Annotated in this window: 23 protein-coding genes; 9 read left to right on the forward strand and 14 right to left on the reverse strand. The window is 70.2% G+C overall.

Features of this window, described 5'->3' with window-relative positions:
- Positions 1-3: 3 nt before the first annotated feature.
- Positions 4-2634 carry a leucine--tRNA ligase gene (leuS, locus tag AC0IW9_RS13010; RefSeq protein WP_471648681.1) on the reverse strand — a complete coding sequence of 877 codons (2631 nt, stop codon included), beginning with the start codon at positions 2632-2634 and terminating at the stop codon, positions 4-6.
- A 124-nt stretch (positions 2635-2758) separates the two neighbouring features.
- Here leuS and AC0IW9_RS13015 point away from each other — a divergent pair, with 124 nt between their 5' ends.
- A complete protein-coding gene (locus AC0IW9_RS13015; RefSeq protein WP_471648682.1) occupies positions 2759-3868 on the forward strand; it encodes a hypothetical protein in 1110 nt (369 codons plus the stop codon).
- 106 nt (positions 3869-3974) lie between these two features.
- Positions 3975-4361, forward strand: coding sequence for a hypothetical protein (locus tag AC0IW9_RS13020; RefSeq protein ID WP_471648683.1), 387 nt, complete (start codon positions 3975-3977; stop codon positions 4359-4361).
- Between the two features lie 4 nt (positions 4362-4365).
- Here AC0IW9_RS13020 and AC0IW9_RS13025 read toward each other — a convergent pair whose 3' ends face one another.
- Positions 4366-5325: an isocitrate lyase/PEP mutase family protein gene (locus tag AC0IW9_RS13025; protein ID WP_471648684.1), complete on the reverse strand. Its 960-nt coding sequence runs from the start codon at positions 5323-5325 to the stop codon at positions 4366-4368.
- Positions 5326-5438: 113 nt separating this feature from the next.
- On the opposite strand from AC0IW9_RS13025, the gene AC0IW9_RS13030 reads away from it, so the two are divergent.
- Positions 5439-5861 (forward strand): DUF1489 family protein, encoded by a 423-nt coding sequence (locus AC0IW9_RS13030; RefSeq protein WP_471648685.1) that lies wholly within the window; start codon positions 5439-5441, stop codon positions 5859-5861.
- Here the strand turns inward: AC0IW9_RS13030 and AC0IW9_RS13035 are convergent.
- Positions 5853-6176: a hypothetical protein gene (locus AC0IW9_RS13035; protein WP_471648686.1), complete on the reverse strand. Its 324-nt coding sequence runs from the start codon at positions 6174-6176 to the stop codon at positions 5853-5855. The genes AC0IW9_RS13030 and AC0IW9_RS13035 overlap by 9 nt on opposite strands.
- Positions 6163-6846, reverse strand: coding sequence for an AzlC family ABC transporter permease (locus AC0IW9_RS13040; RefSeq protein WP_471648687.1), 684 nt, complete (start codon positions 6844-6846; stop codon positions 6163-6165). Before AC0IW9_RS13040 ends, AC0IW9_RS13035 begins: the two co-directional genes overlap by 14 nt.
- 230 nt (positions 6847-7076) lie before the next feature.
- Between AC0IW9_RS13040 and AC0IW9_RS13045 the strand changes: the two genes are divergently transcribed.
- Positions 7077-10223, forward strand: a complete 3147-nt coding sequence (locus AC0IW9_RS13045) for an efflux RND transporter permease subunit (RefSeq protein WP_471648688.1) — start codon at positions 7077-7079, stop codon at positions 10221-10223.
- A gap of 65 nt (positions 10224-10288) precedes the next feature.
- Here AC0IW9_RS13045 and AC0IW9_RS13050 read toward each other — a convergent pair whose 3' ends face one another.
- The 3 genes from AC0IW9_RS13050 to AC0IW9_RS13060 form a co-directional block, all read right to left on the reverse strand.
- Positions 10289-10825 (reverse strand): DUF3576 domain-containing protein, encoded by a 537-nt coding sequence (locus tag AC0IW9_RS13050; protein WP_471648689.1) that lies wholly within the window; start codon positions 10823-10825, stop codon positions 10289-10291.
- Positions 10826-10933: 108 nt separating this feature from the next.
- On the reverse strand, positions 10934-12322 hold the full coding sequence (locus AC0IW9_RS13055) for a porin (protein WP_471648690.1): 1389 nt from the start codon (positions 12320-12322) through the stop codon (positions 10934-10936).
- Positions 12323-12567: 245 nt separating this feature from the next.
- Positions 12568-13158 carry a thiamine phosphate synthase gene (locus tag AC0IW9_RS13060; protein ID WP_471648691.1) on the reverse strand — a complete coding sequence of 197 codons (591 nt, stop codon included), beginning with the start codon at positions 13156-13158 and terminating at the stop codon, positions 12568-12570.
- Between the two features lie 46 nt (positions 13159-13204).
- Here AC0IW9_RS13060 and AC0IW9_RS13065 point away from each other — a divergent pair, with 46 nt between their 5' ends.
- Positions 13205-13879, forward strand: a complete 675-nt coding sequence (locus tag AC0IW9_RS13065) for a YggS family pyridoxal phosphate-dependent enzyme (protein ID WP_471648692.1) — start codon at positions 13205-13207, stop codon at positions 13877-13879.
- An 11-nt stretch (positions 13880-13890) separates the two neighbouring features.
- Here AC0IW9_RS13065 and AC0IW9_RS13070 read toward each other — a convergent pair whose 3' ends face one another.
- From AC0IW9_RS13070 to AC0IW9_RS13080, 3 genes are all read right to left on the reverse strand, one after another.
- Entirely contained in the window at positions 13891-14064 is a 174-nt protein-coding gene (locus AC0IW9_RS13070; protein WP_471648693.1) for a hypothetical protein, read from the reverse strand.
- 95 nt (positions 14065-14159) lie between these two features.
- Positions 14160-14684 carry a L,D-transpeptidase family protein gene (locus tag AC0IW9_RS13075; RefSeq protein ID WP_471648694.1) on the reverse strand — a complete coding sequence of 175 codons (525 nt, stop codon included), beginning with the start codon at positions 14682-14684 and terminating at the stop codon, positions 14160-14162.
- The gene (locus AC0IW9_RS13080) at positions 14681-15844 is read right to left on the reverse strand and encodes a GTP cyclohydrolase II (protein ID WP_471648695.1); all 1164 of its coding nucleotides are present in this window, start codon (positions 15842-15844) and stop codon (positions 14681-14683) included. Before AC0IW9_RS13080 ends, AC0IW9_RS13075 begins: the two co-directional genes overlap by 4 nt.
- 199 nt (positions 15845-16043) lie before the next feature.
- On the opposite strand from AC0IW9_RS13080, the gene AC0IW9_RS13085 reads away from it, so the two are divergent.
- Positions 16044-16763, forward strand: coding sequence for a response regulator transcription factor (locus AC0IW9_RS13085; RefSeq protein WP_471648696.1), 720 nt, complete (start codon positions 16044-16046; stop codon positions 16761-16763).
- 6 nt (positions 16764-16769) lie between these two features.
- Here AC0IW9_RS13085 and AC0IW9_RS13090 read toward each other — a convergent pair whose 3' ends face one another.
- From AC0IW9_RS13090 to ispH, 4 genes are all read right to left on the reverse strand, one after another.
- Positions 16770-17354: a malonic semialdehyde reductase gene (locus tag AC0IW9_RS13090; protein ID WP_471648697.1), complete on the reverse strand. Its 585-nt coding sequence runs from the start codon at positions 17352-17354 to the stop codon at positions 16770-16772.
- A gap of 109 nt (positions 17355-17463) precedes the next feature.
- Positions 17464-18024 carry a NifU family protein gene (locus AC0IW9_RS13095; RefSeq protein ID WP_471648698.1) on the reverse strand — a complete coding sequence of 187 codons (561 nt, stop codon included), beginning with the start codon at positions 18022-18024 and terminating at the stop codon, positions 17464-17466.
- A gap of 112 nt (positions 18025-18136) precedes the next feature.
- Positions 18137-19312, reverse strand: coding sequence for an adenosyl-hopene transferase HpnH (gene hpnH, locus AC0IW9_RS13100; protein ID WP_471648699.1), 1176 nt, complete (start codon positions 19310-19312; stop codon positions 18137-18139).
- Between the two features lie 11 nt (positions 19313-19323).
- A complete protein-coding gene (ispH, locus tag AC0IW9_RS13105) occupies positions 19324-20268 on the reverse strand; it encodes a 4-hydroxy-3-methylbut-2-enyl diphosphate reductase (RefSeq protein WP_471648700.1) in 945 nt (314 codons plus the stop codon).
- A gap of 228 nt (positions 20269-20496) precedes the next feature.
- Here ispH and AC0IW9_RS13110 point away from each other — a divergent pair, with 228 nt between their 5' ends.
- Genes AC0IW9_RS13110 through AC0IW9_RS13120 form a run of 3 tightly spaced genes read left to right on the forward strand, consistent with a single transcriptional unit; the run spans position 20497 to position 25188 of the window.
- Complete coding sequence (locus AC0IW9_RS13110; protein WP_471648701.1) at positions 20497-20913, forward strand: copper resistance CopC family protein; 417 nt, start codon at positions 20497-20499, stop codon at positions 20911-20913.
- A complete protein-coding gene (locus AC0IW9_RS13115; protein WP_471648702.1) occupies positions 20914-22569 on the forward strand; it encodes a copper resistance D family protein in 1656 nt (551 codons plus the stop codon).
- 3 nt (positions 22570-22572) lie between these two features.
- Positions 22573-25188, forward strand: a complete 2616-nt coding sequence (locus AC0IW9_RS13120) for an MMPL family transporter (protein ID WP_471648703.1) — start codon at positions 22573-22575, stop codon at positions 25186-25188.
- Positions 25189-25289: the final 101 nt, after the last annotated feature.

Here is a 25289-nt window from a genome sequence, read left to right on the forward strand (position 1 = left end):
GGCCTAGACCACGAAATTGACGACTCGTCCCGGGACATGGATGCGCTTCCGGATGGGGCGACCGGCGATGGAACGCTGCACGTTCTCATCACCCTCCGCCAGGGAGAAGATCGTAGCTTCGTCGGCATCGGCCGCCACTTCAATCGTGCCGCGCAACTTGCCGAGCACCTGCAGGGCCAGGGTCACCGTCTCGGCCTTCAACAGTGCCGGATCGGCCTCGAGCCAGGGCAGTTCGGCCACCAGCATATCCGCGCCGGGCTGCAGCAGGGACCAGAGCTCCTCCGCCAGATGCGGCATCATCGGGCTCGCCAGCCGGGCCAATGCCTCCAGCGCCTCCCGTCTCGCCGCGCCCAGGTCGCCGGCGGCATCGCCGATAGTATTGGCGAATTCATGGATGCGGGCGACGGCGACGTTGAAGGCGAAGCCTTCCAGCGCCTCGGTCACCGAGGCGATCGTCCGGTGCGTCGCTTGGCGCAGCTTGCGGGCCGCACCGGTCGCATCCTCGGCGGAGGTGCCGGCAGGGGGCAGGCTCGGCAATGCCGTGGCCACCAGCCGATAGACCCGCTGGGTGAAGCGGAAGGCACCGGCAACGCCGCTCTCGGTCCATTCTATGTCCCGCTCGGGCGGGTTGTCGCTGAGGATGAACCAGCGGGCGGTATCGGCGCCGTACTTGGCGATGATATGGCCCGGGTCCACCGTATTGCGCTTGGACTTGGACATGGCCTCGACCCGGCCGATGGTGACCGGGGCATTGCCGCCCTTCAGCGTAGCGGTGCGGCTGCCATCGGTGGCGAGGTTGAACTCCACCTCCTCCGGATAGAGCCACTGGCCCTCGGCGGATTTGTAGCTCTCATGCGTCACCATGCCCTGGGTGAAGAGCCCGGCGAAGGGCTCCGCCAGCTTCAGGTGGCCGGTCTCGCGCATGCCGCGGGTGAAGAAGCGGCTATAGAGCAGGTGCAGGATCGCATGCTCGATGCCACCGATATACTGGTCGACCGGCAGCCAGGCATCGACGGCGTCATGCACCACCGGTGCCTCGGCGCGGGGGGAGCAGAAGCGGGCGAAGTACCAGCTGCTGTCGACGAAGGTGTCGAAGGTATCCGTCTCGCGCCGCGCCGGCTTGCCGCAGGCGGGGCAGTCGACGTGCTTCCAGGTCGGGTGGTGGTCCAGCGGATTGCCGGGCCTGGAGAAATTCACGTCATCCGGCAGCTTCACCGGCAGGTCCGCTGCGGGCACCGGCAGTACGCCGCAGGCCTCGCAGTGGATGACCGGGATCGGGCAACCCCAGTAGCGCTGGCGGGACACGCCCCAATCGCGCAGGCGCCAATTGACGACCCCGACGCCTTGCCCGGTTTCCTCCAGCCGCGCGATGGCCGCGCGCTTGGCCGTGGTCACGTCCAGCCCGTTGAGGAATTCGGAATTGTAGCTGAGGCCATCGTCGGTGAAGGCCACGTCGCCGACCGCGAAGCTGGCCGGGTCGGCACCCGGCGGCAGCACCACGGGGGTGACGCCGAGGCCGTATTTGCGGGCGAAGTCGAGGTCGCGCTGGTCATGCGCCGGGCAGCCGAAGATGGCGCCGGTGCCGTATTCCATCAGCACGAAATTGGCGATCCAGACGGGGAAGCTGGCGCCGGGGATGAAGGGATGCGCGACGCGGAAGCCGGTATCGTAGCCGCGCTTCTCCGCCTGCTCGATCGCCACTTCGCTGGTGCCCATGCGACGGCATTCGGCGATGAACTCGGCGGCGGCAGGGTCCTTCGCACCGGCCGCGGCGGCCAGCGGATGCTCGGCGGCGACGGCGAGGAAGCTCATCCCGAACAGGGTATCCGGGCGGGTGGTGAAGACCTCCACTTCCTCGGCGCGGTCCTGCAGCGTGAAGCGGACGCGGGCGCCCTCGCTGCGGCCGATCCAGTTGGCCTGCATCAGCTTCACCCGCTCCGGCCAGCGGTCGAGGTCACCGAGCGACTCCAGCAGGTCGGGCGCGAATTTGGTGATGGCGAAGAACCACTGGGAGAGCTGCTTCTTCTCCACCAGCGCACCGCTGCGCCAGCCGCGGCCGTCGATCACCTGCTCATTGGCCAGCACGGTGCCATCGACCGGGTCCCAGTTGACCCAGCTCTCCTTCCGCTCGACCAGGCCGGCGGCGAGGAAGTCGAGGAAAAGCTTCTGCTGCTTGCCGTAGTATTCGACATCGCAGGTGGCGAATTCGCGGGCCCAGTCGAGCGAGAGGCCCATGCGCTTCAGCTCGACGCGCATATTGGCGATGTTGTCGTAGGTCCACTTGCCCGGGTGGATGCCGCGTTCCCGGGCGGCATTCTCGGCCGGCAGGCCGAAGGCGTCCCAGCCCATGGGATGCATGACCTGGTGGCCACGGGCGCGCTTGTAGCGGGCGACCACGTCGCCCAGCGTGTAGTTCCGCACATGCCCCATGTGGATCTTGCCACTGGGGTAAGGGAACATTTCCAGTACGTAGTACTTGGGCCTGCTGCCATCCGGCACGTCCGGCACCACGAAGCAGGCGCGGCGGTTCCATTCGGCTTGCCACCGCGGCTCGGCGGCGGCGAAATCATGCCGAAGCTCGGGCCGGGTTTCGGGGCGGGGTTCGGTGCGGCTGGGGGTGCTGGCGTCGCTCATGGGTATCGATTGAACCTGATGTGCCCAAGGGAATAAGCCGAGCCCCGCCGCGAGGGAAGGCCCGAAGCCGTTGCCGCGGCGGCCTCGGCGGGCGCAAACTGGTTGTTCCTGTCGCGGATTGCCGATGCGCCTGATTCTGGTCGTGCTGCTGCTGCTCTCGGGGGCTGCCTGCCCTGTCCTGGCTGAGACAGCGGAGGCCAATTATCGGGGCGTCTTCAGCCTCGATGCGCTGGGCCAGCCACGTCCCTCGGCCGGGCTCGTCACGAATTTCAGCCTGACCTACCGAGGTCTGGTGCCCAATGCGGCCTTCGCAGTGGCGCGGGATGCCACCGGGCGGTCCGCCTGGGGCTATGCCGGCGGGGCCGCAACGCCGGCACTGGCCGAGGCGGCGGCGCTCGATCGCTGCCGCGGGTCCCTCAATGGCTTGCAGGCGGAATGCCGCATCCTGCTGCGCAACCTGGATGCCGTGGGCCCGGATCCCGCCCCGGCCGCCATGCCCCTGGCGACGGGCAGCCTCGGCCCCTTCCGCTGGAGCCCGCTGCACCTGCGGCGGGGGCCGCAGGCGGCGAAGGGCGTGGTGATCTGGGCGCATGGCTATGCCGGGGCGGACCGGGACCTGCGGAATGCGACGGCACCCGGCTTCGTCTCCATCCTCAACGATGCCGGCTGGGACGTGCTGCGCTTCGACCGCAACCCCGGCGACGATGCGCTCTTCACCAGCCTGCCGCGGCTGGCGGAGGGCCTGGCGGCAGTGCGGGCAGCGGGGTACCGGCAGCTCGTGCTGGGCGGGCAGTCGCGGGGCGGGTGGCAGGCCATCATGGCGGCGAGTGCCCGGCCGGAGCTGGTGGATGCGGTGATCGCCACCGCCCCGGCGGCGCATGGCGAGGCGAGCCGGGCGAACAACCTGCTGGCGGGGCTGGACGACTTCCGCCGGCTGCTGGCTGGGCTGCCGGCCACGGGGCCGCGGCTGGCGGTGGTGCTCTTCGACGGCGATGTCTTCGACCCCGATGCCGAGCGGCGCGCCGCCATGCTGGAAGCCCTGGCACGCGACCGCCAGGCACCGACCCTGGCGCTATGGCCGCAGGGACCGGGGCCGCTGCCCATCCGTGGCCATGGCGGTGCCGGTGACTGGCGCTTCACCGCCCTCTATGGCGCCTGCCTCCTGACGCTGGTGGAGGCGCCGGCGGCGGCTGCACCGCGTGGGCTGCGGCGGGCGGCCTGCGGCGGCGGATGAGGTCCGGGCGGCAGCGTCCTTGTGATGAACGGAGCCGTTACCTCTCGGAATAGTTGCGCGATCCTTCTAAGCCCTTCGCTTAATTCGGGTCCAGGAGGTTCGCCCCATGCGTTTGTTGTTCCTGTTCCCGGTACTCGCCCTTGCCGCTTGTGCCACTGCCGATCCGCAAGGTCCGGCCGAGGCCGATCTGGCTGCCGTGCGCCAGGTCACCATGTCCGGTCCCAGCCTGAGCTGGTCGGAAATGCGGGTGCATCCCGCCCTGATGCGCAACGCCTGCGCGGTGGGCACCCTGGTGAATACGGAAGGCCAGGTCGTCGGCTACTGCCAGGGTGGACGGCAGTGCCGGACCATGGACTGGCGCCCGATCGAGCCGGGCTGCAACCGGTCCCCGGAATATCGCGCCGGGCCGGTCAGCACGCCGCCGGCGGCGCCGGCCACGGCCCCGTCCTCGGCGCAGCCGGAACCGGCCATCGATCTCGCCCGGGTTCGCTGAGGCTTCAGCCCTTGGCCTCGGGCATGTGGCCGAGGGTACCCTCGTATTTCTCCTGCGCGGAGGCGGGCAGGTAGGCCTCCTCCAGCGCACGGATGCGGTCGAAGCCGGCGAAGAGATGGACGTTGCCGAGGGGATGGGTCTTGGTGCGGGCATCGACCTCGGCCTCGGCCATCGAGCCCTGCTGCTTGATGGCGACGGCCAGGTCGTGCACCGCCATGATGGTCTGGCGCAGCACCGCGCCCGGCAGGATGGTCACGGCGATGCCGAGCTCCACCATGTCGGCCTCCGACAGCCGGGGCGAGATGCCGGTCTGGTTGTAGAAGACCGGCCCCTTCACCTGGCGGCAGACCTCGGCAATTTCCGCCTTGCTGGCCGGGCCCTCGACGAAGGCGAGATCGGCCCCGGCCTCGAGGAAGAGGTTGGCACGGGTGATGGCCTCCTCGAGCGAGCCGCCATGGGCGCCGCGGGCATCGGTGCGGGCGATCAGGGTGAAATCGGCGTCGAGGGCGTTGCGGGTCTCGCTGGCGGCGCGGATCTTGGCCACGGCTTCCTCGCGGTCGATCACCTCCCGCCCCGCCACGTGGCCGCAGCGCTTGGGGGCGACCTGGTCCTCGATATGGATGCCGGCGACGCCGGCGCGGATGTATTCCTCCACCGTGCGGACGGTGTTGATGGCATTGCCGAAGCCGGTATCGGCATCGGCGATCAGCGGGGCGGTGATGGCACCGGCGATGAGGCGGGCATTCATTACCATCTCGGTCAGGGTGATGAGCCCGGCATCGGGCAGGCCGAGCAGGCTGAGCGAGGTGCCGTAGCCGGTCATGTAGATCGCCTCGTGCCCCGCATGTTCCAGGATGCGGGCGGTCAGCGCGTTGTAGCAGCCGGGCAGGACCAGGGGCGTGCCGCGCGCCAGCAGGGCGCGGAAGCGGGTAGTCGGGCGGGCGGAGCCTTGGCCGAGGCGCATGGTGGAGTTTCCCCTGGGGACGTTGGCGCCAGTCTCGGCCGCTGCGGCGTGGGGTCAAGCATGGCTGACGAAAGGCCCTTGCGGCGTGGCGTGCCAGGGGTACATGCGGAGGCGTGCTGCACCTTCTCAAACTGTCGGTCGGCCCCAAGGATGTGGGGCAGTTGCGGAATATCCAGGCGCGGCGCGCGATGGTGGATCCGCCGCTGCGCCATCAGACCCGGATGATGCCGAAGCGGGCGGCGGAGCTGACCGAGGGTGGCTCGATCTATTGGGTCGTCGCCGGCTTCATCCAGGTGCGGCAACGCATCCTGGATGTCACCGAGGATGCCTGGGACGACGGGACCCGCTGCGCCGGGCTGGTGCTGGACCCCGAGCTGGTGCCGGTGGCGGCGCGGCAGGTGAAGGCTTTCCAGGGCTGGCGCTACCTGGCGCCGGAGGCGGCGCCGGCCGATGTGGTGGCGGGCAGCGAGGCGTTGGGTGCGGCCGAGATGCCGGAGAAGCTGCGGGCCGAGCTGCGGGCGCTCGGCCTACTGTAGCAGGGCACGCACCGCCAGCAGCGCCGCCAGCCCCGCCCCGAGCGAGGGCAGCAGCCGGCCGCGCAGCGCCGCATAGCCGAGCAGGCCGCCGGCCAGCCCAGCGAGCCGCGCCGCCAGGGGAATGCTGGCCACGGCGCCGCTGGGTGCCACCACGGCCAGGGCGACGAAGGCGGCAAGGGTCGCCTGGGAGACTGCGGCGGCCCAGGCGATCAGCGGATGGTCCGGCCGCAGGGCGCCGGCGACCAGCAGGCCCAGCCCGCGCAGCAGCAGCATCGCGGCCGCGGCGAGCAGCAGGGATTGGTCAGCCGCGGGCACGGTGCCAGCCGATCAGGAAGGCCAGGGTCCCCCCCAGGATGCCGGCCGCCAGCAGGCCCCAGGCGGGTGGCAGCAGCAGCGCGGCGGGGGCGGCGAGCACCCCGGCCAGGATGGCCCGGCGCGGGCCGGGCAGGCGCAGGTCGGCGGCGAGCAGCAGGGCGAAGTAGAGCGGGTTGGTGAAGAGCAGCGCGGCGAGGACCAGCGGGTCCAGCAGCGGCGCCGCCAGATGCCCGGCTGCGGTGGCCAGGCCGGCGACCAGCCAGGAGACCAGGGCGAAGCCGAGGAACCAGGGCAGCCGCTGGCCCTCCGGCAGGCCCGGCAGCACCCGCATGGCCGCCGCCCAGGGGGTGATGGCGATGAAGGGCAATGCCAGCCAGCGGTGCCATCCCCGGCCGAGCCAGGGGGCGATGGCGAGGGCCATGGGCAGGAAGCGGGCATTGGCGACCGTCGCGCCGAGCGCCGCCGGCAATGCTCCGGCGCCGCCGAGCTGCAGCAGCACCAGCTGCCCCGCCATGCCATAGACCAGCAGCGAGGCCCCGAGCGCCCAGCCCAGGCCGAGCCCGGCCGCCGCCACGGCGGCGCCGAAGGCCAGGAAGGTGGCACCCATGGCGATGGCGGGGGCGCCCAGGGCAGCGGCGGCGCCCGGGCGGAGGGAGTGTATCGGGGACATCAGGGCCCCGCATCCTGGCACGGCACGGCGACCCTGGCACCCCGGCAGGATGGCCAAGCCGTAAGGCTGCAAGGCCCTGGGATGGCAATGTTTTAAGCCGCGGTGCGCGGCAGCGGTAAGTGCCCGCATGCGAAATACCGGCAGGCGCCCGATGCTGTCCCACGGCGCCCTTCCCCGACCCCCCGAGCCAATGCCCGGGCGCGCCGACGCGTGTCCGCCTAGGAGCCCGCATGCGCCATCTCGTCGCCTTCGCCCTGGAGAAGCGGGCCCTGGTGATCCTGCTGTTCCTCGCCTTCATGGGGCTCGGCTTCGCCGGCTTCCGGCAGTTGAACATCGAGGCCTATCCGGATCCGGTGCCGCCCACCGTCGTCGTCATCACCCAGAATGCAGGGCAGAGCGCGGAGGAGATCGAGCGCTACATCACCATCCCGATCGAGGTGGGGCTGTCGGGGATGCCGAACCTGTCGAAGGTGCGGTCCACCTCGCTGTTCGGGCTTTCCGTGGTCTCGGCGCAGTTCACCTTCGCCTACAACTACGACCAATCCCTGCAGCAGGTGCTGAACCGGCTGACGCAGATCAACCTGCCCTCCGGCGTGCAGCCCAGCATCAGCCCCTGGAGCCCGATCGGCGAGATCCTGCGCTACCGCATCGTCGGCCCGCCCGGCTTCGCGCTGACGGATCTGCGGGTGCTGCAGGACTGGGTGCTGCAGCGGCGCTTCAAGCGGGTGCCGGGCGTGGTGGATGTCACCGCCTATGGCGGGCCGACGAAATCCTACAACGTCATCATCGACCTGCCGAAGCTGAACGCCTTCGGCCTGAGCCTGCCGGCGGTGGTGCAGGCGATCGGCAATGGCGATGCGACGGTCGGCGCCGGCATCATCGACATCGGGCCGCAATCCGCGGTGGTCCAGGGCGTCGGGCTGATCCGCAACATGGACGACGTGCGGAACGTGGTGCTCGGCTCCGCCGCCGGCGTGCCGGTGCTGCTCTCCGACGTGGCGCGGGTCGAGGTCGCCAGCCTGCCGCGCCTCGGCATCGCGGGACAGGAGGCGGATGACGACGTGGTCATGGGCGTCGTGCTCATGCGGCGCGGCGAGCAGACCCAGCCGACCATCAGCGCGGTGGAGCGGGAGGTGGCGACGATCAATGCCGGGGGCGTGCTGCCGCCCGGCGTCCATATCGTGCCGATCTACGACCGCAAGGACCTGGTCGAGGTGACGACCCACCATGTGGTGAAGAACATCATCATGGGCATCTTCCTGGTGGTCTTCATCCAGTGGCTGTTCCTTGGCGACCTGCGCGGCGCCATCGTGGTCGGCGCCACCATCCCCTTCGCCTTCTTCGTGGCCGTCATCACCATGCTGCTGCGGGGCGAGAGCGCGAACCTGCTGTCGCTCGGCAGCCTGGACTTCGGGCTGCTGGTGGATGCGACGGTGATCCTGGTGGAGAACGTCTACCGCCACCTGCACCTGCACAAGGCGCAGCACCGCACCGGGCGGCTGCCGCATCCGGCGGTGGCGGCGCGCGGGTTGTCCGGGGTGCCGCTGATCGTGCTGCGGGCGGGGGGCGAGGTCTCGACCGCGATCTTCTTCTCGGCGCTGATCATCGTCGCCGCCTTCATCCCGCTGTTCACCATGGGCGGGATCGAGGGGCGGATCTTCGGACCCATGGCCAAGACCTATGCCTATGCGATCGGCGGCGCCCTGCTGGCGACCTTCACCGTCGCCCCGGCCCTGGCCGGCGCGCTGTTCAAGGACGAGACCGAGGAGAAGATCATGCCGATCGTGCGCTGGCTCAGCCGCGCGCACGAGTATCTGCAGGCGCTGGCGATGCGGCGGCGGCTGGCGACGCTGGGCGTTTCCGGCGTGCTGCTGCTGATCGCGGTGCTGCAGTTCGGCCGGATGGGCGGGGAGTTCCTGCCGACCCTGGAGGAAGGCAGCATCTGGATGCGCGCCACCATGCCGGCGACCATCTCGCTCGCCGAGGGCAATGCGGCGGTGAACCGCATGCGCACCATCATGATGGAGTTCCCCGAGGTGATCACCATCACCTCCCAGCAGGGGCGACCGGACGACGGTACGGATAGCGCCGGCTTCTTCAATGCCGAATTCTTCGTGCCGCTGAAGCCGATGGGCCAATGGACCACGGCGCATGACAAGGATGCGCTGGTCTCCATCATCCAGGCCCGGCTGGCCCGCGAGTTCATCGGCGTGGACTTCAACTTCTCGCAGTATATCTCGGACAACGTGCAGGAGGCGTCCTCCGGCGTGAAGGGCGCCAATGCGCTGAAGGTGATCGGGCCGGAGCTGGACGTGCTGGCGCGGCTGGCGGAGCAGCTGCGCGCCGAGATGGAGAAGGTGGAGGGGATTGCCGACCTCGCCGCCTTCCGGACGCTGGGGCAGCCGACCATCTCCATCCGCATCGACCGGGCGCGGGCGGCCCGCTACGGGCTGGCGATGAACGACATCAACCAGGTCATCCAGGCCGCGGTCGGTGGGCAGGAGGCGGCGCGGCTGTACGAGGATGGCGGCGATCGCAACTTCCCCATCACCGTGCGGCTGGATGCGCCCTATCGCGACAGCCTGGATGCGATCGGCCGGGTACCGGTGAGCCCGCAATCGGGCGCGACCCTGCGGGACGTGGCAGATATCCGCCTGGTCTCGGGCGCCAGCTACATCTACCGCGAGGATGCGGCGCGCTACGTGCCGGTGAAGTTCAGCGTGCGCGGGCGCGATGCGCAGTCGACCGTGGAGGAAGCCCAGGCGCGGGTGGCGGCGAACGTGCCGCTGCCGCCCGGCTATCGGCTGGAATGGGTGGGCGAATTCCGTAACCTGCAGGATGCCATCGCCCGGCTGAAGGTGGTGGTGCCGGCGGCCTTGGCGCTGATCGCGGTGCTGCTCTACGTCCAGTTCAACAGCCTGCGGGATACGCTGCTGATCTTCGGATTGCTGCCGCTGTCCTGCATCGGCGGGGTGGCGGCGCTGGATGCGATGGGGCTGCACTTCAGCGTCCCGGCGGCGATCGGCTTCCTGGCTTTGTTCGGCATCACGGTGATGGAGGGGATCATCCTGCTGTCCCATTTCCACGGGCTGCGGGACAACGGGATGCCCTGGCGGCAGGCGCTGGATCAGGCGGGCGTGGACCGGATGCGGCCGGTGATGATGACCTGCCTGGCGGCCATGGTGGGGCTGCTGCCGGCGGCGGTGGCGACCGGCATCGGCTCCGACCTGCAGAAGCCGCTGGCGGTGGTGGTGGTGGGCGGCACGACCCTGCTGCCGGTCTTCATCCTGGTGGTTTTCCCGGCGATGATCGACCTGTTGGGACGGCCGCGGGCGCTGCGGCAGCCGGCGCCGGTGCGCGGCGTGGCGGCGGAGTAGCGCATGCGAAAAGGGCGGCCGGATCGCTCCGGCCGCCCTTTTTGGCGCTCAGCGCAGGATTGCCCTCAGCGGGAGGCCGACTGGCTCCGCAGCTCGCGGGCACGGGCGAGGACCTTGTCCTCGAGATCGGAATTCGTCGCGGCGGAAACCGGGGTATCCACCCATTGGCCGCGGTCCAGGGTCTGGCGGAAGACCTGCACGCGCACGCCATCCGAACGGAGCTGGCGGCCGAGGACATAGGCCTGGGCGCGGAAGCGCTCGTTGTTGGCGCTGGCCGGGGTATACCATTCGGTGATGATGGTGCCGCCGAAGGGATCCGCCGAGGCAAGCGGCATGAAGGAGAGGGTATCGAGCGTGGCACGCCAGAGATAGGCATTCACGCTGAGGCCGCTGCCGCCGCCACTGGCCGCGACTTCCCGTGCTTCGCGGTCCTTGTCCACGCCGAAGACGACGAGGCCGGCGCTTGCGCCGAGGGGCCGGTTGCGGGCCGCGCCATTCCGCCAATCACCGTATTCGTCGTTCTGCACGAGACGCTGGTTGTTGCCACCGCAGGCGGAGACGAGGGGGAGCAGCACGCCTAGGGCGAGGAGGGCAGGTTTCATGGCGCCCGCACGATAGGCGGGTTCCCTGCGGGATCAAGCCACAAATGGGTTAATAACGAAAAAGGGGCAGCAGGTTGCCCTGCTGCCCCCATTTCGCAGGTCCGAAGATCAGAAGGCCAGGCGGGTGCCGACGATGAGCACCTTCGTGGTCGACTTGTCCTGGACGCCAGCGTTTTGGGGGTCGAGATCGCGGCCACGCTCGGCAACGGTGAAGCTGCTGAACTCGGCCACGAGGTCGAGACCCGGCGCCAGCCGGTAGTTGCCGCCGACGCCCCAGGCGACGCGATGCTGGAGAGCAGCACCGGCCGCATTCGGCGTGCGGGTCAGCACGTTCGCGGCGTTGTAGGCGTAGTTGGTCCGGCTCGCGCCTTCGTTGGTCATGATGACGTAGTTGCCGCCGAAGGTGAACGGACCGGCGGTGTAGCTGGCGCCCACGAAGATCTGGTCCATCGGGCGGTCGCCGCGCATGGAGTTGCCCCAGAAGAAGTTGGCATCGCCATGCTCATACTGCGCGCCGACGGTGAAGCCATAGGCCGAGGCCTGGGCACCCACCTGGAAGACGTTCAGAGCATTGAACACCCGCTGCTGCACGCCAACGATCGACAGTTCCTTGGCTGCGCCGGCGCCGACATAGCCACCGGTGACGGCCAGGCCGACGCCGGCCAGGCTGCCGCGCCAACGGAGCGCTGCCTGGTATTCGTTGCGGCGGACCGCCATGTTCGGACCGGCCGCGGCCACGCCGAAGTTGCTGGCGCCGGTGAAGGCATAGGCGGCGTCGCAGAAGCCCGAGGCGGCGTTGGTCGAGCAGCCCGTGTCTTCGCCTTCGTTGTAGTTGAACGCGAAGGACGCGCCGAAGTCGAAGCCGAAGAACTGCGGCGACAGGTAGATGATCTTGGTGTTGTCGCCGAGGGCGCCCGGGGAGGCCATCGTGCGGGCATTCGCCTGGCGGACGATGAAGGACTCACGGTCGCCGTAGACGCCACCGGTACCGAAGTTGGTGATGACGCCGCTGTTCATCAGGCCGCCGACCGGGCCGTCTTCGTCACCGAAGCGGATCTGGCCGAAGGTGGGGGAGGCGATGAAGGCGTAGTATTCGTCGATGCTCGCGGTGGTCTTGCCGGTGCTGGCCCGCTGCTGGACGATGTTGCGGCCTTCCTGCTGGTTGAAGGCGATCTCGACCACGGCGCCGTAGCTGAGGCCATTGGCGGTCTTGCCGTTCACGAAGACATGGACTTCGGCGTCGGTGCTGAAGTCGTTCTTCGACAGACGGGCGATGCCCGAGCCGTCGGGGGGCAGGTTGCCCGTGGCGGGGGCCGTGTTGGTCGCCAGGGTGGTCGGCGTGGTCGAGTTACGACCGGACTGCTGCGTATTGCCGTAGTAAGCCCGGAAGAAGCCACCAATCCGGACGGTCGGGGCTTCCTGCGCCACGGCAACTGCCGGGGCCAGGAGCGCCGCGCCGACCACCGCGGTCGTGCCCAGCAGAATCTTGCGCATCATAAAACCTCCTCACTCGCCAGCACGCCTGGCTGTTCCCTCGACCCACCGCCCCCCCGCAGGGTTAGCTGCTTTGACAGGTGCCATATCCGGCCCGGCATACACCGGCGGCCGGACATGGCTGGGTCCGCACGGGACTATGATCCAGCGCAATGAAGCCGGGCAACCGTGCAACGGGGCATAACGCGACTTCCCTGAGACACTGTGGCGCTGGCGCCACATGCCCGTGAGCGACAATTGTTACCCGGCTACCGGCCCCTGGTGGGGCCGCCGGATAACCCGCCGATGGCGGCGATCCCGGCAGCGCGCGGCGGCAATCGGGCGGCATTGGCGCGTGTCACCCCACCGAGCGCGACCACCGGATGCCGGCCGGCCCGGGCCGCCAGCGCCGCCCACCGCAGGGGACCGAGCGCCCGGGCGCCGGGATGGCTGAGGGTCGGGAAGACGGGCGAGAGGATGATGGCCGTCGCGTCCAGCCGACGGGCGCGGGAAAGGCCGGCCCTGCCATGGGCCGCGACGGTCAGCGGCCGGAGGTGCGGGCTCCGCCGGCGGGCGAGCAGGAAGGGCAGCAGTCCCGCCGTTCCGCGACGATCCGGCAGGTGAAGCCCGGCGGCGAGACGCAAGGCCAGCCGTCCGTCCCCGGATACGAGCAATCGCAGCCGATGCCGGCGGACGGTGGCCACCAGCCTCAGCAGGACTGCCGGCGCCAGGCCGCGGGCGACGACGGCGGCCCCGGCGGGCAGGCGAGCCGCGGCCGGTACCGGGTCCGGCAGGCGCTGGGGGTCGCTGAACAGATAGAGTGCAGGACAGCCACAGTGTGGCCGCGCCCAATTACGCATTCGGGCGATTCCGCCACGGCCGGCTATGCTTTAGCCTTCGCATCGCATGACCGAATTTTCCCACATCGCGGATAACCTCGCCCGGATCCGGGCCAGGATCGCCGAAGCGATCGCCCGCGCCAATCGCCCGGATGGGGCGGTGACCCTGGTGGCAGTGTCCAAGACCAACCCCGCCGAGGCCGTGGCCGCCGCCCTGGCCGCCGGCCAGATGGTCTATGGGGAGAACCGGGTGCAGGAGGCGGCGGGGAAATTCCCCGCGTTGCGGACCGATTGGCCCGGGCTGCGCCTGCATATCATCGGCGGGCTGCAGACCAACAAGGCGCGCGACGCGGTGCGGGTGGCGGATGTCATCGAGAGCCTGGACCGGCCGAAGCTGGCCGTGGCGATCGCCGAGGCCATGGCCAAGGAAGGCCGGGCGCCGGAGCTGCTGGTGCAGGTGAATACCGGGGACGAGCCGCAGAAGGCCGGGGTGCCGCGCGCCGAGGCGGAGGATTTCCTCCGCGCCTGCCGGGAGGACTGGGGCCTGACGGTGCGGGGGCTGATGTGCATCCCGCCCGCCGAGGTGGACCCGCGGCCGCATTTCCTGTTCCTGGCGGAACTGGCGGCCCGGCATGGCCTGCCAGTGCTGAGCATGGGGATGAGCGCCGATTTCGAGGCGGCGATCGCCTGCGGCGCCACCCATGTCCGGGTGGGCTCGGCGATCTTCGGCGCCCGGGGGTAGGCCGGGATCGGTTACCCGGCGACGGGGCCCTTGGCGGATACATACATGATGAGCATGCCGGCGAGGCCGATCAGCGCCGCTCCGGGCGTGCCGAGGCCGAGGATGCCAAGAATGGCGCCGACGGCCAGCAGGGCGCCGATGGCAGCCCAGGGCTTGGCAAGGATGGCACTGAACATATCCGACATGACTGCGTCCTCCCGTTGTCCCGGGTGAACCCCGGGATCCTTGATTGCAACGAGCGGATTTTGTCGGAGCTGGACGAATTATGTCCAGCAGGAAATTAATCGGTAACCTCGATCGCGGTCAGGCCACTGGCGAGCAGGGTCCGCAGCGCCGCCTCCGGCAGGGCGATGCAGCCTTCCGTCGGCGCGAGGTCGGGCCGGGCGAGATGCAGGAAGATGGCGCTGCCGCGGCCGCGGGCGATCGGCTCGCCGGATTGGCCGTCGTTCCAGCCCAGCACGCCGATGAGGTCGTAGAGGCTGTCGTCGCGCCACAAGACCTCATGCCGCGCGTCATGCGGCAGGGTGATGCGGCGGTTGTAGTCGCGGTGGGTGGGGTCGTCGCACCAGCCATCCGTCGTCGCGATGGGCTCCACCGCAACGCGGCAGGTGGGCGCGGCCAGCCGGTCCGCGCGGTAGAAGACGCGGCGCAGGGGCAGCAGCCCGACGGGCGTGGCGCCGTCACCCTCCCGCTTGTCCCGGCGGATGCCGCCCTTGCCCAGGGCGCAGCGCCAGGTCTGGCCGGCGAAGCGCAGCAGGCCGTCCGGCCGCACCAGGGCATGGCCGGCCGCGGGATCCCCGCTCACGCGAGGAGGTGGCCGAAGCGGCGGGCCTTGGTCTCGAGGTAGTGGTCGTTCACCCCGTTCGGGGCGAAGGCATGTGCCTCGCGGCCCTCGACGCCGATGCCGCAGGCGGCCAGCGCCGCCAGCTTGTCCGGATTGTTGGTCAGCAGCCGCACCCGGCCGATGCCGAGCTGTTCCAGCATGGTGGCGGCGACCATGAAGTTGCGCTCATCGGCGCCCCAGCCGAGGGCGCGGTTGGCATCCAGGGTGTCGAGCCCGGCATCCTGCAGGGTATAGGCGCGCAGCTTGTTCACCAGGCCGATGCCGCGGCCTTCCTGCGCCAGATAGATAAGGACGCCGGCGCCGGCTTCGCCCATGCGATGGATGGCGCCGCGCAGTTGCGGGCCGCAGTCGCAGCGCAGCGATCCCAGCAGGTCGCCGGTGAAGCATTCGGAATGGATGCGGGCGAGCGGGGCCTCACCCTCGGCGGCCATGGCTTCCGGCCGGCCGACCAGGATGGCCAGATGCTCGATGCCGCCATCGGCGGCGCGGAAGGCGACGATGCGGCTATCGGGCGCACCATCGAGCGGCACCGCGGCCTCCGCCACCTTGCGAAGGGAGGTGGCCGATTGGACCGGATAGGCCAGCACATCCTGGGCCTCGACCGTGAGCAGGCCGTCGCGGGCCAGCAGGGCATGCGGCGCGGCGATGACGGCGGGCAGCAGGCGCGCAAGCTTGGCGAGGGCCAGGGCGGCGGCGGCGAGCGGCGGTGCGGCGACCCTTTCGCTGCGCTGGCCATCCGGCAGGCGGTCCGCCGTGGGGTCCGCCAGGGACCGCAGCAGGGCCGGGTCCAGCAGGCTGGCGGGCAGGCGAAGGGCGACTTCGGCATCCTCCATATCCGGCACGGGGCGCAATGCGGGGGGCGGTGCAACCGTGGCGGCCCGGCTGGCGGCCAGCAGCAGCACCGCGGGACCCTTGGCAAGGCCGGTGAGCTCGGCGAGGCCCAATGCACCGACCGATTCCGCGGCGGCGAGGATCAGCGCGTGGTCGCCGCCGCGCAGCAGCACGGGCGTGCCACGCCGGAGCTCGGAAGCGGCGCGATGCACGGCACGCAGGGCAAGGGTGGCGGCATCCGGAAGCCCGGCAACATTCGGGCCGGGAGCGATCGAAAGGGGCATGATCATCAGTCTAGGTCCATCCGAGCCGCATAGCGCCCCCCGAATGTGGCGTGGAAACGGCGGCTGACAGGAGGATGACCGAAATATTGATCACGCTTGCAATACGGTTGCCTGCGGCCGAGGTATCGCTTGACACCCCGCCACAGCTTCGCCACGTGCGCCCTTTAGTGCTACCACAAGTACGACATCGCTCCCTGGAGATGGCATGGCCGGTCCGCGCCCATTGTTGATCGTGGATGATGACGTCGCCCTTCGGGCGACCTTGGCGGAGCAGCTTTCGCTCGATGGCGAATTCGAACCCGCTGAAGCCACGACGGCCGAGGAGGCCGAGCGGATGCTGTCCGAGGTTTCCAGCCGGTTCGACGCCGTACTGCTGGATATCGGGCTGCCGGATGGCGACGGGCGGGAGCTTTGCACCAAGCTGCGGCGCCAGGGGGTGAAGATCCCCATCATCATGCTGACCGGCGCGGATGCGGAGCAGGATGTCGTCCGGGGCCTGGATGCCGGAGCGAACGACTATATCGCCAAGCCCTTCCGACTGAACGAGCTGCTGGCCCGGCTGCGGGCGCAGCTGCGCGTCTACGACAACTCCGAGGATGCGGTCTTCCTGATCGGCCCCTACAGCTTCCGGCCTTCCGCCAAGCTGCTGCTGGAACAGGCGCGCAACCGCAAGATCCGGCTAACGGAGAAGGAATGCGCGATCCTGAAGTACCTGTACCGCGCCGGCAGCCGGCCGGTGGGCCGGCAGATCCTGCTGAACGAGGTCTGGGGCTACAACAGCGCCGTCACCACGCATACGCTGGAGACGCATATCTACCGGCTGCGGCAGAAGATCGAGCCGGATCCGGCGAATTCGCGGCTGCTGCTGACCGAGGGCGGCGGCTACCGGCTTGACCCGGCAGCCGGCGCCAACGGCCCGGGCTGAGACGGCCTATTCCAGGCGGGCGGCCTCGTCGAAGCTCAGCCGCGGGCTGCGCGGGAAGAGGCCGCTCTCGTCGCCGTAGCCAAGGTTGACCAGGAAATTCGACTTCCAGCTGGTGCCGGCCAGGAAGGCCTCATCCACCTTGGCATTGTCGAAGCCGCTCATCGCGCCGGCATCCAGGCCGACGGCACGGGCGGCCAGTATGAGGTAGGCGCCCTGCAGGGTGCCGTTGCGGAAGGCCGTCACCTCGGCCAGGGCATCGTTGCCGGCGAACCAGGACCGCGCATCGGCATGCGGGAAGAGCTTGGGCAGCTCGTCGTAGAATTTCGTGTCGTGGGCGACGATGACGGTAACCGGGGCGGTCATGGTCTTGGCGATGTTGCCTTCGGACAGCGCGCCCTTGAGCTTGGCCTTGCCTTCCGCGGTGCGGATGAAGACGAAGCGGGCGGGGGAGCTATTGGCGCTGGTCGGGCCGTATTTCAGCAGGTCGTAAAGTTCCTGCAGCTTGGTATCCGGCACGGTGCGATCCTGCCACGCATTATGGGTGCGGGCTTCGCGGAACAGCTGGTCGAGGACAGGGGCTTCGAGGGTCATCGGGGCGGACTCCGGTTGTCGTTCAGCCACCGATATCGCCTTATAGGCCCGGTACGCCAATGACGTACCGGGATTGCCACCATCACCAAAGGTGATGGTGGCGAACCGATCAGGCGTCGACCTGTTCGACCGCCACGACTTCCGGCACATAATGCCGCAGCATGTTCTCGACGCCGTGCTTCAGCGTGGCGCGCGAGGAGGGGCAGCCGGAGCAGGCACCCTGAAGGTGCAGCTTCACCACGCCATCGCGGAAGCCGCGGAAGACGATGTCGCCGCCATCGCCGGCAACGGCCGGGCGCACCCGCGTGTCCAGCAATTCCTTGATCTGGTCGACGATCTCGGTATCGGCCGGATCAAATTCCTCGTCCTCCGCCTCGCCGTCGCTCTCGAGCACCGGCTGGCCGGCCATGAAGTGGTCCATGATGGCGCCGAGCACCTGCGGGCGCAGGGTGAACCACTCGGCGTCATCGGTCTGCGTCACGGTGATGAAGTCGCCGCCGAGGAAGACGCGCGCCACGCCACCGAGCGCGAAGATGCGGGTAGCGAGCGGGCTGCGGGCGGCCGAGGTTGCGGAGGCGAAGTCGGCCGTTCCGGCCGTGCCCATCACGTCCCGCCCGGGCAGGAATTTCAGGGTGGCGGGGTTCGGGGTGCCTTCGGTTTCGATGAACATGGGAGCGGTGTCCTGCCAAAGCGGCTGGTGGGTTATATCCGTACTAACGTGGTCGGCTTTAGACCGGGATGCAACCCACCCTGCTCAATCGGCCCCGGTTACTCGGCCCAACCTATTCGGCAGCCACGGCCGGGGTGCCGCCATGCTTGGCACCGCGGGTCTTCTTGGCCGGCGGCGGCTCGTGGGCGATCTCGGCCATGGTCTGCTCGACATGCCGGCTGAAGACGTAATCCGCCGGGCGCTGGTTCGAGAGGTCGATCTCGGGCGCCATCTCGCCGGTGGTCTTCGGCCCGGTGATCTGCCGGGCGATGGCCTTCCAGGGGTGCTTCACGCTGTCGATGACCGCGGTCGCCTCGAAGCCCGAATGGACCATGCAGTCGGCGCATTTCTCGTAGTTGCCGACGCCGTACTTGTCCCAGTCGGTGCTGTCCATCAGCTCGGCGAAGGTCTTGGCATAGCCCTCACCGAGTAGGTAGCAGGGGCGCTGCCAGCCGAAGATGTTGCGCGTCGGGTTGCCCCAGGGCGTGCAGTGGTAGGTCTGGTTGCCTGCGAGGAAATCGACGAACAGCGGCGAGTTGCCGATCTTCCAGCCCTTGTCCTTGCCGCGGGAGAAGATGCCGCGGAACAGCTCCTTCGTCTTCTTGCGGTTGAGGAAGTGCTGCTGGTCCGGCGCCCGCTCGTAGGCGTAGCCGGGGGAGACCATGATGGCATCGACGCCCATGGCGGTGACGTCGTCGAAGAACTTCGCCATGCGCTCGGGCTCGGCGTTGTCGAACAGGGTCGCGTTGATGGCGACGCGGAAGCCGCGGGCCTTGGCGTCCTTCAGCGCGGCGACGGCGCGCTCATAGACGCCCTTCTGGCTCACCGCCCAGTCGTGGTGGTCCTTGTCGCCGTCCAGGTGGATGTCCCAGGTGAAATTCGGATGCGGCTTGTACTGCTCGATCCGCTTCTCCAGCAGCAGGGCATTGGTGCAGAGGATGACCACCTTGCCCTTGGCCAGGATGCCCTCGACGATCTGCGGCATCTCCTTGTGCAGCAGCGGCTCGCCGCCGGCAATGGCGACCACCGGCACGCCGGTCTGGTCGACCGCGTCCAGGCATTCCTCGACCGAGAGGCGCTTGTTCAGGATGGGATCGGGATAGTCGATCTTGCCGCAGCCGGAACAGGCCAGGTTGCACTTGAACAACGGCTCCAGCATCAGCACCAGCGGGTAGCGCTTGCGCCCGGCCAGATGCTGCTTGACCACGTAGGCGCCGACCTTGATCTGCTGCCGCAGCGGAATACCCATAATCCGTCCCCCTACGAAGCCGCGCTGGCTTCCGGTTCCACCAGCGCTGCCGGTAGCTTGAATGACACATCCTCGACGAGGCCGGGCAGGGTCGAGATCTCGACAGGGCCAAGCCGGCCCAGCGCCGCGATCACCTCCTGCACCAGGCTCTCCGGGGCGGAAGCCCCGGCCGTGATTCCCACCGTTTCCGCCCCCCGCAGCCACTCCGGCCGGAGGGCGGCGGCATCCGGGATCAGGTAGCAGGGTACCCCCTGTTCCGACCCGATCTCCTGCAGGCGGTTAGAGTTGGAACTGTTGGCGGCGCCTACAACCAGCAACAGGTCCACCCGCCTAGCCAATTCGCGAACGGCGGTCTGGCGGTTCTGGGTGGCATAGCAGATGTCCCGCGTATCAGGCCCGACGAGATCCGTGAAGCGGTCCCGCAGGGCCTCGATCACCGCCTTCGTATCATCGACCGAGAGCGTGGTCTGGGTGACATAGGCCAATGGCCGGTCGGGCGCGAGGGGCAGGGCGGCGACGGCGGCGGGGCTCGCGACCAGATGCACCTCCCCCGGGATCTGCCCGAGGGTACCTTCCACTTCCGGATGGCCGGCATGGCCGATGAGGATGACGGCACGCCCCTGGGCGATGTAGCGGCGGCCTTCGGTATGCACCTTGGAGACCAGCGGGCAGGTCGCATCCAGCACCGGCAGGCCGCGGATGGCCGCATCCGCCTCCACCCGGCGGGAGACGCCATGGGCACTGAAGACGGTGACGGCGCCGCTCGGCACCTCATCCAGTTCCTCGACGAAGCGGGCGCCCTTGCCCTGGAGCGATTCCACCACCCGGCGGTTGTGCACGATCTCATGCCGGACGAAGACCGGCGCCCCGTATTTGTCCAACGCCCGCTCGACGATATCCACCGCCCGCACGACGCCGGCGCAGAAGCCCCTTGGCTGCGCCAGAATGATCCGCATCAGCACGCCCCCTGCCTGACCGCCCTTGGTTGCCGCGTGGTTCCGCCCCCATCGGGCTGCTGGTGGTTGCCGCCGGAAGGGCGCCCCCCGGCCCTGTCGGCGTGGCGGTCCGTCCTGCATCGCAGCATCTTGCGCCCCGTGTGTTTTGCTGCACTTTGCCGCCACCTTGCAACCGGGGAGTGGTTCCGCGGCGTAACCGCCGCGGCCCGATCCCGACCGGAGGCCATCGTGCGCCAGTCTCTGCCGACTTTCTCGAAGACGGCGTCCCTGTCTTGGACAATCCGCCGCCGCATCCTGCCGGGGCTGCTCGCCCTGGCCTTCGCACTGCTGGCCGCCCGGCCGGCCGCGGCGCATGCCGTGGTCGTGACCTCCGACCCCATCGCGGGGGCGGCGCTGCCGGCGGCGCCGGCTCAGGTTACAATTCGCTTCAATAGCCGCCTGGACCATGGCCGCAGCCGGCTGCTGCTGATCGGTGCCGATGGGGCCCAGCAGACCCTGGCCATCCGCGCGGACAGCGAGCCGACGGTGCTGGAGGCGCCGGTCGCCGGCCTCACGCCCGGCGCCTGGCGGCTGCGCTGGCAGGTGCTGGCGGTGGATGGGCATATCACCCGCGGCGATATCCCCTTCAGCCTCCAGGGGCGCTAGGTGGAACAACTCCTCGATCTCTATGGCTTCGCCAGCGTGGTCATCCATGCGGCGGAGCTGGTGGCGCGCACGGTGCTGCTCGGCAGCGTGGTCTTCTGGATACTGCTGGCGGTTCCGGCGGGGCGGCTGATGCCGCCCGGCGATGCGGACCGGCTGCATGGGATCGCCCGCCGTGCCGTGCGGCTGGCGGCGGTGGCCGCCCTCGCCACCACCCTGCTGGGCGGCCTGCTCGGCCTGGCGGCGCTGGCGGCGACACTGGAGCTGACGGCCGGCGCGCTGATCGGCGCGGATTTCATCGCGCTGACCGGGCTGGCGCTGCTGGCGATGCTGGCTGTGCTGGTCCTGGCGTCCGTGCCCGGGGTGCCGGGGCCGCGGCGGCGCTGGGCCCTGCTGGGCGCCGCGGCGGCGGTGCTGCTGGCGGTGACCTTCGGCAGCCATGCCATCGCCCGGACCGAGGAGCGGCCGATGCTGCTGCTGGCGACCGGGCTGCACCAGGCCGGCGCCGCCTTCTGGCTGGGCGGGCTGCCCTGCCTGCTGGCGGCGCTGCGGTTGACGCCGGCCTCGGCCCGGCTGGTCGGGCAGCGCTATTCCTGGCTGGCGGCGGGGGGTGTCGGGCTGATCCTGCTCGGCAGCGCCGGTTTCTGGCTGGGCTATATCGGGGCGATCGAGGCGGTCTATGGCACCGCCTACGGCTCCATGGCAGCAACCAAGCTCATCATGCTCGGCCTGCTGCTGCTGCTGGGTGCGGCCAATTTCCGGGCGCTGCATGGCGTGACGGCGATTGGCCAGGGCCTGCCGCGGCTGCGCCGCTTCATCGAGGCGGAGATGGCGATCGGCATCGCGGTGCTGGCCGTCGCCGCCTCCCTCACCTCGGTCCCGCCGGCGGCCGACCTGCCGGACGACCGCGTCACCTGGGCCGAGATCACCGAGCGCTTCACGCCGGAATTGCCGCGGCTGAGCAGCCCGGACCACGCCGATCTCGCCATCCCGGCGCTGCAGGCGCAGCTCGATGCCGAATGGCAGCAGCGCCAGGCGGCGCAGCGGCCGCAGGCCTTCACCCCGGGCGAGGGGCTGCTGCCGCCGCGCAACGCCACCGACATCGCCTGGAGCGAGTACAACCACCATTGGGCCGGCATCATGGTGCTGCTGGTCGGGCTGGCGGCCTTGCTGGATGCGACCGGGCGGGTGCCCATCGCCCGGCATTGGCCGCTGGTCTTCCTCGGCCTCGCCGGCTTCCTGCTGGTGCGTTCGGATCCGGAGGCTTGGCCGCTCGGCGATATCGGGCTGCTCGACAGCCTGCGGGATCCGGAGGTGGTGCAGCACAAGATCGCCTCGCTGCTGGTGGTGGGCTTCGCGCTGTCGGAATGGTCGGTCCGGCTGGGGCTGCTGCGGGGGAAGGTGCGCTTCGTCTTCCCGGTGGCGATGCTGGCCGGCGGCGTGCTGCTGCTGGCGCACACCCATGCGATCTCGAACATCAAGGAAGCCCAGCTCATCGAGCTGTCGCACCTGCCGCTGGCGGTCTTCGCCGTCATCGGCGGCTGCGCCCGCTGGATCGAGCTGCGCGGGCCGGAGGGGCTGGCGCGGGTGGCCCGCTGGCTCTGGCCGCTCTGCCTGGTGATGATCGGCATCCTGCTGCTGCTGTACCGGGAATCCTGAGCCTTGGCTGAAGCGGCTGTCGGGACGCTGGCGCGCGGCTGCGGCGCGCTGGCCGGGATCTGCGCCCGTTGGCCGCGGGTGGTACTGACGTTGGCGCTGGGGGCGGCGCTGCTGGCCGGCGCCATCGTCTCCCAGCGCTTCGAGATGAATACCGATACCGATGCGCTGTTTCCGGCCGACCTGCCCTGGCGGCTGACCGAGCGGCGCATGGCGGAGGCCTTCCCGCAGCGGGAGCAGGTGATCGCCGTGGTGGTCGATGGCCCGACCGGCGATGCGGCGGACCGCGCGGCGGCCGGGCTGGCCGCGGCGCTCGGGCGCCGCAGCGACCTGTTCCGCAGCGTGCAGCGGCCGGATGGGCTGGAATTCTTCCGCCGCAACGGCCTGCTGTTCCTCGACGAGGCGGCGGTGCGGGAGACGACCGAGCGGGTGATCGCCGCCCAGCCGCTGCTCGGCACGCTGGCGGCGGACCCGAGCCTGCGCGGCATCGCCACCGCCTTCGGCCTGGTGCTGACCGGGGTGGAGCGGGGCGAGGCGACGCTCGAGAGCATCGCCGCGCCGCTGGCCGCGCTGGCTGGCGCGGCGGAGGCGGCGGTGGCGGGGCAGGTGGCGCCGCCGGACTGGGGCCGGCTGTTCACCGGCCGGGCGCCGGAGCCGATGGAGCTGCGCCGCTTCGTGCTGGTGCAACCGCATCTCGACTTCTCGGCGCTGAGCCCGGGGGCGACGGCGGCGGAGGCGATCCGGGAAGCGGCACGCGAGCTGGAGATGCCGGGCGTACGTATCCGCATGACCGGCGAGGTGCCGATGGCGGATGAGGAATTCGCCAGCGTGGCCGATGGCGCGGTGCGGAACACGCTGCTCTCGCTCGGGCTGGTGGCGCTGCTGCTCTGGCTGGCGTTGCGGTCCTGGCGGCTGATCCTGCCGGTGCTGGCGACCCTGCTGCTCGGGCTGCTGGTGACGGCGGCCTTCGGCGCCGCGGCGGTCGGGGCCTTCAATCCGCTGTCCATCGCCTTCGCCGTGCTGTTCATCGGCCTCGGGGTTGATTTCGGCATCCAGCTCGCGGTCCGCTACCGGGAACAGCGGCAGCGCTTCGACGACCTCGCCGCCGCGATCGCCGCGGCCGGGGAGGTGGCGGGACCGGGCATCGCCCTGGCGGCGCTGGCGATCGCCGGGGCCTTCCTCGCCTTCCTGCCGACGGAATATCGTGGCGTTTCCGAGCTCGGGGCCATCGCCGGCTTCGGGATGCTGGTGGCGGCGCTGCTCTCGCTGACCCTGCTGCCGGCGCTGCTGCGGCTGACCTCGCCACCGGCCGAGGCGGTGGAGGTGGGCTGGGCCGCCCTGGCGCCGCTGGAGGGCTGGCTGGCGCGCCGGGCCCGTGGGGTGACTGCCGGGCTGGGGTTGCTGGCGCTGGCCGCGGCGGCGGTGCTGCCGCTGCTGGTCTTCGACTTCAACCCGCTGAATCTGCGCGACCCGAAGTCCGAGGCGGTGGCGACCTTCCGCGACCTGATGGGCTCGGCCGAGACCACGCCGAATACATTGAGCGTCCTGGCGCCCTCCCTGGCGGCGGCGCAGCCCCTGGCGGCGCGGCTGGAGGCGCTGCCCGAGGTGGCGCGGGTGATGACCCTGGCGAGCTTCGTGCCCGAGGGCCAGCCGGCCAAGCTGGCGCTGATCCAGGATGCGGCCGACCTGCTGGGCCTGACCCTGGCACCGCCGGCGGTGGCGCCGGCACCCGACGATGCCATGGTGGCGGCGGCGCTGGCCGAGCTGGCGGCCTCGCTGCGGCGGGAGGCGGGCGAGGCGGATGGCGCGGCCGCCACGGATGCCCGCCGGCTGGCCGCGGCACTGGCCGCCCTGCCGGCCGAGGGCCGCAGCCGGCTCGCGGCGGCGCTGCTGCCCGGGCTGGCCGGAACCCTGGCGCAACTGAATGAGGCGCTGCAGGCGGCACCGGTCACCCTGGCCGACCTGCCGCCGGAGCTGGCGCGGGACTGGGTGGCGGCCGATGGCCGGGCCCGGATCGAGGCCTGGCCGCGCGACCTGTCGGACGACAATGCGGCGCTGCGGCGCTTCGCCGATGCGGTGCAATCGGTGGTGCCGGGGGCGAATGGCATGGCGATCTCCATCCAGGCCTCCTCGGCAACCATCCGTTCGGCCTTCATCCTGGCGGGCGGCCTCGGGCTGGGCTGGACGGCGCTGCTGCTGCTGGCGGCGCTGCGCAGCCTGCGGCTGGCGCTGCTGGCGCTGGCGCCGCTGCTGCTGGCGGGCCTGGTGACGCTGGCGGCCTGTGCGATCTTCGGGCCGGCGCTGAACCTGGCGAACATCATCGCCCTGCCGCTGCTGTTCGGAATCGGTGTCGCCTTCGATATCTACTTCGTCGTGGCCTGGCGGGCCGGGCAGCGGGCGCTGCTGCCGACGGCATTGACCCGGGCGGTGCTGTTCAGCGCGCTGACCACGGGCAGCGCCTTCGGCACCCTGGCGCTGTCGCCGCATCCGGGGACCGCCAGCATGGGCGTGCTGCTGGCCATGTCGCTGGTGGCAACCCTGGCGGCGGTGCTGCTGGCGCTGCCGGCCCTGCTGCATGCCCTGGCGCCGGACCACGGGCGGCGGGGCGGCGAATGCGATTGATGTCCGGCCTGCCGCCGGCGCAGCCTTGCCCGGCGGAGGGTTGCGCGGGTGGCAAGACCGGACTGGTGGCAGGCGAACCATGCGGTCTGGGAGGAGTGGGT

The sequence above is a fragment of the Belnapia sp. AC561 genome (genome assembly GCF_979252845.1).